This is a genomic window from Synechococcus sp. BDU 130192 (assembly GCF_963876085.1).
Classification (GTDB): Bacteria; Cyanobacteriota; Cyanobacteriia; order Cyanobacteriales; family MRBY01; genus MRBY01.
The window spans coordinates 206,159-218,771 of the sequence record NZ_CAWNNO010000044.1 but is presented as its reverse complement, the minus strand read 5'-3'; the positions used below and the strand labels follow the sequence as shown (position 1 = coordinate 218,771).

Genomic DNA, 12,613 nt, shown 5'->3' with positions numbered 1-12,613 from the left:
TGGGGACAGTAAACTTTACAAACAGTTACAAATTCCATGACATCTGCGGCGGTTTCCCTCGATAAAGTCACCAAGGTTTTTAGTAAAGTCCCGGTGGTCAATGAGCTTTCCTTTGCGATTCAAGCTGGGGAAATGTACGGTCTGTTGGGGCCAAACGGGGCGGGGAAATCCACCACGATCCGGATGTTGATCACCCTCACCGAACCCACAAGCGGCAAAATTTCCATTGCTGGGGAAGATGTGATGCAAAATCGCGCCCATGCCAAACGCAATATCGGCGTGGTGTTGCAACAGATGAGTGTGGATGTGGATCTCACTGTTTGGGAAAATCTAGAGTTCCATGGCCGCCTACACCATATCCCCAACCCTCGTCGGCAACGGTTAATTCGTCAGTCTCTGGAGTATGTAGAACTGAGCGATCGCCGCGATGCTCTGGTGAAAACCCTATCGGGGGGGATGAAACGCCGTGTCCAGATCGCCCGTGCTCTGTTGCATGAACCCAAAATTCTCTTTCTCGATGAACCCACCGTTGGCCTCGATCCCCAAACCCGCCGTCGTCTCTGGGAAATTATTCGTGACCTCAACAAAAATGGCATGACGATTCTCCTCACCACCCACTACATGGAGGAAGCTGCTACCCTCTGCGATCGCATTGGCATTATGGAAGCGGGCCGCCTGATCGACGAGGGCACTTTCGAGGAACTCCAGGCAAAACATGGCAAAGGTTTAGTCGTCAAACAAAAAGGCGATCGCTGGGAATACAAATTTTTCCCGACCCTCCAAGAGGCAGAACATTATCTCGACAACTTGCCCGATAAAACCAGCATGATGGTGCGCGAATCCAACCTCGAAGATATTTTCGTCGAACTCACCGGGCGGCAGTTGGACTAAGTTTTGAACGAAGTCAACGCTCACCAAATGGTGCTCAAATCCAATTGAAAATTCGGTAAGACAGTTGCGCCATCGAGAAACTCAGGTTGCTCAAGAATTTCTACGGGTTGACCGCTGCGATACACCTCAACTTGCCGATTTTGACGATTAATTAGCCAACCCAACCGCGACCCATTGTCGATAAATTCCTGTAATTTGGCTTGGGTGCGGGCTAGGGAATCCGTCGGTGACAATAGCTCCACAACAAAATCTGGACAAAGGGGTAAAAACCTCGTCTTTACTTCCGGTGCGAGGGCTTCCCAACGGGCTACGGGAATCCAGGCAGCATCAGGCGATCGCATCGCCCCATTGGGCAAAATAAACCCGCCGGAAGAATCAAAGGCCATACCTAGCTTTGTACGACGGTTCCAAGCCTGAAGTTGATAGGACAGATCAATATTGCGGTTGCTAGTTTCGCCTCCAGTGGGGGACATAATCGCTAAATCTCCTTGGGCATTCCGCTCAAAACGGAAATTTTTATTTTGCTGGCAGAGTTGAAAAAATTGTTCGTCGCTGAAATTGCAATTTTCAAGATTTAACTCTAAAGGAAGGGTCATGTCCATTGCCTAAACTTCCACCGGTGGGCTACTACTGCCATTATAGTGAGCTTGTCTAAGGCTTAAATTAACCTCAACTATGTTTCAGATCGGTTTGCGGCGGCCTGCTGAAAAAGAGCTGTGTATTGTTCAAACCCTCCCGGAAAAGCAACGTTAATTTGTAACGGATCAGCCGGATCGGTAATGCCTTCAATCACTTGGGTTTGACCATTGATTGTCCCCAGTTTTAAAGGAATCCGGTTTTTTAATTCTCCCTGGGAGCTGTCGATATACACGACGAGATTGCCGCTCTTTGCCCATTTACCAATGTCTTGGACAAGCTGAAGGAATAGGCGATCGCTCCCTCCCCGTCGAACTTGATCGCCTTCGGTGTGGCTTGTGACCGTATCGCCGACGCCAACGATTAATGGCATCAATTGCGGATCAAAATTCTCTTGGACAAGCTGTAACAATTCCTCGTGGTTTTGGGGCGCTTGGCGGGCGTTAAAGGTTTCCCCTAGGGGATAGTGGCCCGTGCGTTGGGCATAGTAATAATTCAGCAGCACTAAAACCCCCGCTTCTTTGACGGCACCACGCACCATAAACTGAAAATCTGTGGTGCCAGAATCCTTGGCTGTGGCAAAGCGGACAATTTCTTTCCCCACATTATCTCTGCCTAAATTGGGCGCATAGTGCACGAAAAAACTATTGTCTAAACCCTGTTGACTCGCTTTTTCAAGCAAATCATTCATCAGGGTTTCCATGGTGCGCTGGAGGTCTTGGTAAATCTCAAGGCGATCGCCTAAATATTCGGCCAGGACATTTAAATTTGCCGTTGGCGAAACGAGATTATCTAAAACAGAAGCATGGATCAGCTCAGGTTGAAGCTCAGCGGGGAAAATATCAGCGTATTGAGTAAAAAATTGCCCTAAACATTGACCAATCAAATCTGGTACCGTCCCAAGGAAATCCAGTTCTGCTCGGCTGACACCGGGATGGGAAATTTGACCATTATCCGTCTGCCATTGCACGCCCCCCGCCGCTAAACCGGGTAAATAGCTTGTTTCATCTTTGGCTTCAACATTGCGAAATGCCCGTTCGACGATGCGATTTACTCCCCTTCTGCCTTCATGTTCACCGTTGGTGAGGACAAAAAAGTGGTCTTTAAACTTGCGTGTGGCACGAATATAGCCAGGATCTATTTTGCGGGTTAAAGGGTCTTTGACTAACCCCATGCAAACCCCATCAAGATCCTGAATAATGAGTAGATTTTCTGTGTTGCTGAGGGTTGAAAGGAAAGCTTCATGATCAAGGGAATAATGTTGGTCATGGAGCAGTAAAGCAGTCATAAAGTCTTTTTAAATTCAATGGGTGTGCAGTAGTTGGGGGAATTCGCATTCCCTAGATCTTCTTTGTGAAGGGGGACTTGCTGTGGGCAGAAGCCCTCCCCAAGGAGGAAGTTTAGGCCCAGTTTTTCGCTCGTTCAACGGCTTTTTGCCAGACTTTGAAATGGGCTTGGGCTTGGGAGGCGTTGGCACTGGGTTTAAAGACGTAATCAATTTTGCGGTTTTGCACCAGGGTTTGGTAATCATCCCAAAAACCGACGGCTAATCCGGCGGCAAAGGCTGCCCCCTGGGCCGTGGCATCGAGGACAGCGGGACGTTCTACAGGAATGCCCAATACATCGGCTTGGAATTGCATCAGAAAGTCGTTATTGCACGCGCCGCCATCGACTTTTAATTCTTGGATTGGCGTACCAGAATCTTGGTTAATTGCTTCGACTACTTCTTTGGCTTGGTAGGCGATCGCCTCTAGGACAGCCCGTACCATGTGTTCTTTTTTGACGCCTCTCGTTAAACCGAGAAATGCGCCCCTGGCACTCATATCCCAGTGGGGGGCCCCCAGGCCACTTAAAGCCGGAACAAAATAAGCGCCGCCATTATCATTCACCCCTTGGGCAAGATCATTCGTTTCCGCCGCCGTTTCGATAATTTGTAGGCCATCGCGCAACCATTGGATACAAGCCCCAGCGGTGAACATACTCCCTTCGAGGGCATAGCCAATATCGAGATTTGTGCCATCGTGATGGGCTTGGGTGCAGGCGATGGTCGTTAGGAGCTTATGTTTGGAGCGTTTAATCTCGTCGCCCGTGTGCGCCACCAAAAACGCCCCTGTGCCATAGGTGCATTTCAATAAGCCGGGGCGATCGCAACCATGGGCATAGAGGGCCGCCTGTTGATCCCCAAAGATGGCGGTGATCGGAATTGCCGCCCCCAATAAACTTGGATCAGTTTTACCAAATTCCCCTAGGCTCGACTGCACCGTTGGCATCATCTGGCGAGGAATATCGAATAAATCCAACAAATCCGGATCCCAATCTTTTTGGTTGAGATTAAGCAACATTGTCCGGCTGGCGTTGCTGTGATCTATGGCGTGGACTTTGCCTCCCGTGAGGTTCCACAAGGCCCAGGTGTCAATGGTTCCAGCGAGAACATTATTGGGATTAATGGCGCTATTTTCCTTAGCCCAGCTTAATAACCAATTCAGTTTCGTCGCCGAAAAATAAGCATCCAACACCAAGCCCGTTTTATCGTAAATTTCTGCCGCTTTGCCTGCCGCACTGAGGGTTTGACAGAGGGGAGCCGTCCGTCGATCCTGCCAGACAATTGCTTTATGAAGTGGTTTGCCAGTGGTTTTATCCCAGAGGACACAGGTTTCCCGCTGCACCGTCAAGCCGATCGCCGCGATATCCTGGGTTTCAATGCTGCTATTGTTGACGACCTGTTGCATGACGGCTTTGGTGTCGTTCCAAATTTCCATCGCGTCATGTTCGACCCAACCGGGCTGGGGATAATATTGGGTTAATTCTTTATAGGCTTGGGCAACAATATCGCCTTTGTGGTTAAACAAAAGGGCACGATTGCCAGTGGTACCGAGGTCTAACGCAAGAATGTATTTTTGATGGGCCATGGTCATTATTAAATAAAGTTTTTTAAATGGGTTAAATTAGGTTAAAAAAGTGTGTTTTCTAGGCTCGAAAGACATTATTTAAGGAGGAATTTCAGATAACAGAAAACCTTCGCCATTGTGCAGGTGAATTTGGGCTAAGTCATGGATGGTGTTGAGCTTCAAAGTCGGTGTGGCGATCGCCACCTGCCAACGATCCAAATCCAGGGCGAGCCATTTGCCAATCTCAACGGTCTTCGGAGCCCCGGCCATGTGCGCCACTAACACAAGCCGCTGTTGGGTGTCGGGATTGGTGCGCCTGCCGTAGAAAATGGTGCGTTGGTGATCCGACCAATGGTGCAGGCGATCGCCCCCTGTCGGATCGAGATGATTTCGCAGCCAAGGCTGGGCCTGGCGATATTGCCGCAAACGTAAATTAAAGCTCGCCCGCTCATCCGGTACCGATCCACAATAATGGGAGACCCGACAAGTCTCGTGGCCATCCTCCATAAAGGCGATCGCTATTTCCTTCAGGTTGGCAATGGTAATCGGCTTTAAAAAATCAAATTGTGGTTCTAATTCGGTTTGCAGAAAAATCGCCAGCTTTGGTAGATCATAGCCAATCGCTTCAATGGCCTGTTCCACTGCCTTAAAGAACTGCCGCATTAACGAGAGATCATAAAAGCCCATGGTTTTAAACCGCCGAAATGCCCAGGATTGTCGGTAAATTTCCGGCGTAATTTGCCAATAGAGAAAGCCAATTTCGTCCGCCATAATTTTGACGGCATATTGGTCATCTGTATTCCGAAAAAAGCCCCAGGGAGTATGCATTAATGCATTTAAAAAATCCATCGGAATTCCTGGACTAAAGCCATGAATCCACAGTTGGGTTGCCGGATTATCGTAGGCATTTTGTAAAATTTCCGGCAAAGAATCCCCTAAATATTCATTAATGCGAATTGCGGCGGTATTAATGTGGTTGCCCTTGCGTACCGTGTCGTGGTTGGCGCAACCGGTCACCCAGCGATCGCCATGGGCCATAATTTTGCACACATCCCGCCATTCCCGTTGCCAAAATCCCTGTAACGTGGGCGTATTATGCTCAAAGATCAACGGACTCCACTGAAAACAATCGGGCTTTAGGTAAATCAAATCTAAATGGGTGGCCATATCTTCCCAACCGACATTGGGCCAGGGGCGGCCATCTTCATAAATGGTGTACAACTCGCGGGTCGCTGTACCAACGGTTTGGGGTACCGCAGCCATCTTCAGCAGAAAATCATTGTCATAGTCTAGTTGGCCGGAAATGGCGTCGGACACCTGAAAATCTTGACCCCCATCGACCCGAATCCCATCGGCCCCTAAATTAATTTTTCGCCGTTGCAACTCCAGGAGGACAGCCCGCACCATCGGATTTTGCTGATTTGTATCATGGCCATACATATTTGCACCCCGGAAAAATTGCGCATTGATTAATCCCAGGGCTTGGTGATGGATATGCCCATAAACCAGGTCAAAAATAATCTGGATCGGGCGGGCAAAGGCGGTGTGGAGCGTGGCAATAAAATCCACAACTTCGGCGGGTCTGAGGGTACTGAGGAGGGCGGGACTGGTGGCCGCGGCCCCTAAAATCAGATCGTCGTAGCCCCAATTTTGGGTGTCTGGTTTTTTCAGGTGGACTTGCACTTCTTGGTTGGCGATCGCCCTAATTTGCCAAAAAGCATGGATTGTTTCGTTTTCTGCAGGGCGAAATTCCACCGTGGGTTCAATGGGTAACAGTTCAATCGCATCAAAGCCCACATAGTTTTTTTCAGCGGCGGTGAGGGGCTGATGATTCCCTAATTTGCGGGCGAGGTCACGGTAAATGCGTGTGAGTCCGGCTAGGGTGCCGGTGGGGGAGGCAGTGCCGACATGGATTTGCAAAATATTGCGGGGCGGTGTGACCCAAGTTTCCTGGTGAAAATAGTCGCGGTCGGCCCTGTCTCGCTCCAGTTGGGCTATGTCGTAGAGCTCGGCTGGCGCAAACACACCGTAGGGGAGGGAGTGGGCAAAGACATCGCGGACAATCTGTTCACCACTGCGCAACCAGTAAAACGATCCCGCTTGGGTACGGGTACCAGCCTTGAGACCCGCCACAACACCCCAGGCAAATTCCCCTTGGCGCGGCAGTTCTAGCACCTCCCGACGGAACGGAATGACTTGATCGGCAAGGCGAAAATCGATTGCCTCCATGGGCGTAAAAATTTCGAGGTAAACGGGGCGATCGCCCACCTCCGGAATCCAGAATCCTATTTGGGTTAGGCCATCACTGCCATAGGTTGCGCCCAATTTCTGACTCAGTTGTTGCCCCCGCTGAAATGGGTCTGGGGTGCCCGTGGCGATCGCCTTAGCCCAGGTCAATAAAGCTTGGGTGGGGGCTTCGACAAGTTGAATGGGGGGTGAAATATTCACGCGAACCTTAGGGCAAAACTGTAATTGACAATTTACCCGTGCTTGCTACAGTCGCCATTTTACTATGTTGACCTTAGTGACAAAAAATTCCAAAGCTAGTTTGTCACAATAAAGTTGATCGATGCAGTGCTCCCAATTATGGGACAGAAAATTTTTTTGACTGTGGCGATCGCCTTGGATTATCTGCCAAAGATGATCGGAATAATAATCGCCAATGTTGCCGCCACAATCAGGCTAAAAGCAAGGTTAACGACTTGGGTAGAGGCTTTTTGGTATGTATCGACGCGGTCATTAATAATCCGCACATCACCATCTAACTTGCCGACCTTATCGCCAAGGGAACTGATTTCAGAACCCAATTTTTCCAAAGTAGCTTCAATTCGGTCTAGTTTTTCACTGGTTCCACTTTCAGGCATGAGCATCATTGCTTAGGATAATCTCATTTTACACTGCCCAGTAAAGTGGCTAAAACACCATCAAGGGCATCGGCTCTGGGCAAATAGTGTTAGTTTTTAGACTGTTGCGTGAACTTGTTAATGTCCAATCCGTCTTCTAATCCACCCCACCAGGCCCTTGCTCCCCTCAAACTGAGTACCCAACTGGCCTATGGTGCAGGCACCGTTGGTGTTTCTATGACTGGGAATATCCTGGTCTTTTTTGTCTTATTTTTCTTTACGGATGTGGCGGGTTTACCACCGGATAAAAGCGCCTTAATTCTGATGGTGGGCAAGGTAATGGATGCCATTAGTGATCCTGTTGTGGGCTGGTTGAGCGATCACACTACTTCTCGCTGGGGGCGGCGTTTTCCCTGGATGATCTTTGGGGTGGTTCCCTTTGCGTTGTGCTTTGTGGCTATGTGGGGCATTCCTACCACGAACACCCAGTGGTTGTTGATCTATTACATTACCTTGGCGCTGATTTTCAATACAGCCTACACGGTGATTTTTTTACCCTATGTCGCCCTCACCCCAGAGTTGACGTCTGATTATAATGAGCGCACCCAACTCAATAGTTTTCGGTTTACCTTTGCCATTGGGAGCAGTATTTTGGCGCTGGCGCTGGCCCAGGGAGTTTTTCGGGTGGTGCCGGTGGTGTCCCAGCGTTATCTTGTGTTGGCGGTAATCACAGCGGCGATCGCCCTTGGCAGTATGTATTGGTGTGTGCGTGGTACATGGCAGCGGGTGCAGTTCATGGAACAGTATCGCCAACAGCACCAACAGCGCCACCAACCCCGTTTATCCTTGGTGCAGCAACTACAGATTGTTTTTAATAATCGCCCGTTTCTGCTGGTGATGGGCATTTATCTCTGTTCCTGGCTGGGGGCGCAACTTACGGCGGTAGTGATGCAATATTTTGTGGTGAGTTGGCTGGGACTTTCGGATTTTGTCTTCACCCAGTTTGCCCTAGTGGTGCAGGGAACAGCCCTACTGATGTTATTTGTCTGGAGTCGCCTCAGTCGCCGTTGGGGTAAACGCACCGTTTATGCCCTGGGCATGGGGTTCTGGATTGTCGCCCAGGCAGGGTTATTTTTCCTGCAACCGGGTCAAGAAAAATGGCTGTTTTTGTTGGGATTTATGGCGGGCCTGGGGGTTTCAACGGCCTATTTGATTCCCTGGTCGATGTTGCCGGATGTGATCGAACTCGATGAACTGCGCACCGGGCAGCGACGGGAAGGGGTTTTCTATGCGTTTATGGTGATGCTCCAAAAGCTCGGCATTGCCTTTGGGATTTATATTGTCGGCAAAGCCCTTGATTGGGCGGGCTACATTGAGCGGGTTCCGGGTAGTCCCCCGGCGGTACAGCCAGATTCTGCCCTCTGGGTGATTCGGTTGGTGATTGGCCCTTTGGGGACGGTATTGCTCATTGGGGGATTGATCTTGGCTTATTTTTATCCAATTACCCAAGGGTTTCATGCTGAGATCCGCCGCAAACTCCAAGCGGGCGATCGCCTATCCAGTCCAGCCAAATAAAACAGGATTGATCCTGTAAGTAAATACTTAATTTTTTGTTCTCTAGATTGGTTGGGATAGCTTAGTTTTTTATCGCAAGATTGCAAGATGTAAGGCTTTTATAGCGGGCTAAACGTTCTTCGCTATGGTGAAAAAAATTGTGGCGGCATAGAACAAGTTTATGGCAACCAAACAGAACAATATTCTTTGGCGACGGGTAATGGCGATCGCCGCAATCCAGGCAGCGATCTCTTTAATGTGGATTGCCTATCGTGCCTATCTCGGTACGTTGTTGGGTGGGTGGGGATTCTCAGAGGATTTTACGGCGCAACTGTTGACGGTAGAGGTTTTACTGGCGGTAGTGATGGAACCGGTATTTGGGGCCTTGAGCGATCGCCAACAGCGTTTCTTGGGGAGTCGGCTGCCTTTAATCAGCTTGGGGGTGATTTTAGCGGCGGCTATTTTCATTGGCCTGCCAATCTTGGGGGCGCTGCAATTGCCATTGCGGTGGGTGTTGCCCGCAGTTGCCATTGCTTGGGCCTTGGCGATGACGATGTTTCGTACCCCGATTTACGTGCTACTGCTCAAAAGTACCCCCAGCCGCGCCGAGTTGCCCCTCGCCATCTCTGTGCTGACGATGGTGATCGGGGTGATGGGCGTTCTGAAACCGAGTATTCAAAATGGATTGTTAGCGGTGGGAGCTTTACCGGCTTTCCTCGCGGGATCGGTGACGTTGTTAATCGCCTCTTTGTGTTTAGGTTTGGTGCTACCGAAGCCTGCTGCGCCCCTAATTGAGGAAGCACCAACCCCAAGCCCCTTACCCTGGTTGGGTTTTGTACAAACGATCCTCATGGCGATCGCTTTCACGTGGGGGAGTGCAATTGTTTTACAGCGGTGGCTCGATTTATTTGGTTCAATTCCGCTGACGTTAGGGATCAGTGTCGGCCAAGGCTTAAATTTGCTGGTGGCGATTTTGGCGATTCCTGTAGGTTGGCTAACGCTCCGGTGGCAGCGATATCCCCTCTTGGGTGTTGCCTTTGGTTGGTTGACCGTCATTCTTTTACTGCTGTTGGGGGCGCCCGCCCAGGATGGCGGTTATGTGGTGATTGCTCTGCTCTGGGCCTGGGCCTTGGCGACCGTCAGAAACGGCACTTTACCCTACATTTTTAAGACAATTCCGGGGGATTGGGCTGGTTTGGGGATCGGCATCTTTTTTGGAATTTCTGGCCTTGCGGGGATGGTTTTGTCCCAGTGGATACCGGCAGAGGCTAATCGTTTGCAGGGCTTAGTCGGAGTGGTTTGTTTGGCGATCGCCACGACTCTGGCTCTCATCTCCCAACATAAAAATGCGAGTGCATCCCTAGCTAACGAAGCCCCAAAATCATAACTGTGCAAGCTGCCACTTTTGTCTTGATGCTCCCTTTGTTCGGGGTTGAAGCCACTTTCTTCAACCGACTATATTTGGCCGTATTTTATTACGGTCTGCTCTGGATTAATGAGGGGAATCTATAACAGAACACACTTCAAGTCGATGAAGAAACGGCGGTGAAAATAACAGATTTTTCAATGGAGAAATTGTCAAAGTTAGGCCTCAAGATTCGGAAAAGTTCATAAGAAATATTTCAATGCAAGCTGTTTTGTAAAACAGAATACTTTTTTGCTGTAATATGCAGCTTTAGGATGCAAAAGTAATGGCATTACTTGAATTTGCTTGCATTCAGCTTAAATAAAACGACTCAGCACTCTCAGCAAAGATACAAGTTTTTTGAAGTTTTTCCCACTGAATCTTAATAATTTTCTTTGGATATAAGTTTGGATATAAGACAGATTACGTGTGGTGTCTATATCCAATGATTAAAATCGAAATTTTCCTGAAACTCTCTTTTGGCAGTAGTTTCGAGGCTTCATTAATAATAATTCCAGTTCATAACCATCAAAAACTGCATAGGACAAATTTTTCTATAACTACTACCTTGCAACTGATTCATAACTGACTAACTTTTTACAAAGACTAAGAATTATGTTTAACTTTGATTCCTCTCCCCTCCTCAAAAATGCCGCCCTTGGAAGCTTACTAACGCTGGGATTCGTGGGCACAGTCCAACCCGCCCAAGCCCAAAGCACCATTCCCTACTGTATCTCTGTCAAAACTTACACAGATTCCGGCTCTGGTACAGATAATCCCATTTACATGACGATGCACGGCGAAAACGGCACGAGTGAACAATTCACACTGCAAGGTAGCCATGAAAATAATGATTTAGATGAATTTGTCCATGAAACCTTAGATATTGGCCTTATCAATAGAGTCACCATTGATGTCGATGGCTGGCTAGCCGATAAATGGGCCGCCAACTATGTCCGGGTTTACCGTGATACCACCTGTAATCGTAAAGATGATGCAGACGGATGGTCTGAATTCTCAATTCGTAAATTTTTAGATTACGATCCCGTCTCCTTCAATCGCACAGGGGGAGCACTGCCTAGGGTAACGGTTACGCCTGCTGGCCCCGTTGTGAATAACCCGATCAGAATTACTTTGGCCCAATTCAGCAATAACCCAGGTACTCTTGAGCAGGAAGTAATGCGCATTACAGAAAGCTGGAGTCGGGTTGATGGCGTTTCTGTATCTAAAGACACGACTAATACCGTCGGCGCTGGAATTTCGATCACCTATGAAAGTCCGGAGACCGTGGCTGGAACCTTTGGGGCAGAGGCCCGTGCAGAATGGCAACGTTCCATTAATGAAGCAAGTTCCGAATCCCAGGAAAAAATGAGCGCTTCGGAATTTAATTGGGCATTTATGGCACCAGCTCATACAGCGATCATCCGTAAGATAACGTTTGAAGTTCCCTATGCTGAACAGGTGTATCGCTCCTCTACGGGTGAAAGTCGTGCTATCCGCAAAGTTGGTGCGCAAATTCGTCCCGTTAGTTCAGGTGATTTCCTCGTTATCCCTCAGCGCAACGAAGATGGTTCAATTACAACAATTGGCTTAGATACACTAGAAGACGAATGGTTTACGCATCTCGATCCTGACCAAGTCAATACGATTCGTCGTCAATATTTACCCAAGTGGTTGCAAGCAGGTTGGGTTGTCTCTGGTCAAGGCGGTCAAACCATTGGTCAAACACCATCCACGCCAGCACCTCCCACAAACCCGACACCGCCCGTAAACCCAACAACTCCTACACCGAATGCCGTAACCGGAACCCTGATCAAATTTGCGAATGGCTATCTGCAAGAAACAAGTCCTGGGGTTTGGCAAGAGTTCAATGCCAACGGTCAAGTAACATTCACCTTCCAGGAAACAGGACGCGACGACTGGTCTGTTTATCTCAATGACGCCTCTCGGAATGTCCAGCTTCAGTTGGATTTGTACCGCAAGATGATCTCCTATGGGCAAAATAACGGGCCGAAAAGTGATCTATATCCGATTACGGCTTCTGACGTCACCCTAGCGAGATTTGCAAATGGTCATCTACGAGAAACAAGTCCTGGGGTTTGGCAAGAGTTTAATGCTAATGGTCAAGTAACATTCACCTTCCAGGAAACAGGACGCGACGACTGGTCTGTTTATCTCAATGATTCCTCCCGGAATGTTCAACTTCAGTTAGATATTTATCGCAAGATGATCTCCTATGGACAAAATAACGAGCCGAAGAGCGATCTATATGCTGTGACTTCTTTCTACCGCTAATACCGGATATGACGATCAACAAATTAGTAATCTAAGGGCTTCAAAACAAGGAGCCTATTTTACTTATCAAGTATTTTACGGTAAGCATCTCAAACACAAAG

Annotated in this window: 9 protein-coding genes; 4 read left to right on the top strand and 5 right to left on the bottom strand. The window is 48.7% G+C overall.

Annotated elements, in window-relative coordinates; genetic code table 11:
- Positions 1-36: 36 nt before the first annotated feature.
- The gene (gene ccmA, locus AACT35_RS11040) at positions 37-891 is read left to right on the top strand and encodes a heme ABC exporter ATP-binding protein CcmA (RefSeq protein WP_012308426.1); all 855 of its coding nucleotides are present in this window, start codon (positions 37-39) and stop codon (positions 889-891) included.
- A 20-nt stretch (positions 892-911) separates the two neighbouring features.
- On the opposite strand, the gene AACT35_RS11035 is transcribed toward ccmA, so the two are convergent.
- The 5 genes from AACT35_RS11035 to AACT35_RS11015 form a co-directional block, all read right to left on the bottom strand.
- The gene (locus AACT35_RS11035; RefSeq protein WP_173867251.1) at positions 912-1,487 is read right to left on the bottom strand and encodes a Uma2 family endonuclease; all 576 of its coding nucleotides are present in this window, start codon (positions 1,485-1,487) and stop codon (positions 912-914) included.
- A 77-nt stretch (positions 1,488-1,564) separates the two neighbouring features.
- Positions 1,565-2,815 carry a glucosylglycerol 3-phosphatase gene (stpA, locus tag AACT35_RS11030; protein WP_099240045.1) on the bottom strand — a complete coding sequence of 417 codons (1,251 nt, stop codon included), beginning with the start codon at positions 2,813-2,815 and terminating at the stop codon, positions 1,565-1,567.
- Positions 2,816-2,927: 112 nt separating this feature from the next.
- The gene (gene glpK, locus AACT35_RS11025; RefSeq protein WP_216820559.1) at positions 2,928-4,442 is read right to left on the bottom strand and encodes a glycerol kinase GlpK; all 1,515 of its coding nucleotides are present in this window, start codon (positions 4,440-4,442) and stop codon (positions 2,928-2,930) included.
- Between the two features lie 72 nt (positions 4,443-4,514).
- The gene (gene gghA / locus AACT35_RS11020; RefSeq protein WP_099240043.1) at positions 4,515-6,863 is read right to left on the bottom strand and encodes a glucosylglycerol hydrolase; all 2,349 of its coding nucleotides are present in this window, start codon (positions 6,861-6,863) and stop codon (positions 4,515-4,517) included.
- A 179-nt stretch (positions 6,864-7,042) separates the two neighbouring features.
- A complete protein-coding gene (locus AACT35_RS11015) occupies positions 7,043-7,285 on the bottom strand; it encodes a hypothetical protein (protein WP_339374612.1) in 243 nt (80 codons plus the stop codon).
- Between the two features lie 114 nt (positions 7,286-7,399).
- Here AACT35_RS11015 and AACT35_RS11010 point away from each other — a divergent pair, with 114 nt between their 5' ends.
- The 3 genes from AACT35_RS11010 (at position 7,400) to AACT35_RS11000 (ending at position 12,512) form a co-directional block, all read left to right on the top strand.
- Positions 7,400-8,833, top strand: coding sequence for an MFS transporter (locus tag AACT35_RS11010; protein WP_012308431.1), 1,434 nt, complete (start codon positions 7,400-7,402; stop codon positions 8,831-8,833).
- 160 nt (positions 8,834-8,993) lie between these two features.
- Positions 8,994-10,199, top strand: a complete 1,206-nt coding sequence (locus AACT35_RS11005; RefSeq protein WP_099240041.1) for an MFS transporter — start codon at positions 8,994-8,996, stop codon at positions 10,197-10,199.
- Positions 10,200-10,832: 633 nt separating this feature from the next.
- Positions 10,833-12,512, top strand: coding sequence for a PLAT/LH2 domain-containing protein (locus AACT35_RS11000; protein WP_099240039.1), 1,680 nt, complete (start codon positions 10,833-10,835; stop codon positions 12,510-12,512).
- Positions 12,513-12,613: the final 101 nt, after the last annotated feature.

Coding starts and splice junctions, on each gene's coding strand:
- ccmA (WP_012308426.1), top strand. CDS start 37: ATGACATCTGCGGCGGTTTCCCTCGATAAAGTCACCAAGGTTTTTAGT.
- AACT35_RS11035 (WP_173867251.1), bottom strand. CDS start 1,487: ATGACCCTTCCTTTAGAGTTAAATCTTGAAAATTGCAATTTCAGCGAC.
- AACT35_RS11010 (WP_012308431.1), top strand. CDS start 7,400: ATGTCCAATCCGTCTTCTAATCCACCCCACCAGGCCCTTGCTCCCCTC.
- glpK (WP_216820559.1), bottom strand. CDS start 4,442: ATGACCATGGCCCATCAAAAATACATTCTTGCGTTAGACCTCGGTACC.
- AACT35_RS11015 (WP_339374612.1), bottom strand. CDS start 7,285: ATGCTCATGCCTGAAAGTGGAACCAGTGAAAAACTAGACCGAATTGAA.
- AACT35_RS11000 (WP_099240039.1), top strand. CDS start 10,833: ATGTTTAACTTTGATTCCTCTCCCCTCCTCAAAAATGCCGCCCTTGGA.
- stpA (WP_099240045.1), bottom strand. CDS start 2,815: ATGACTGCTTTACTGCTCCATGACCAACATTATTCCCTTGATCATGAA.
- AACT35_RS11005 (WP_099240041.1), top strand. CDS start 8,994: ATGGCAACCAAACAGAACAATATTCTTTGGCGACGGGTAATGGCGATC.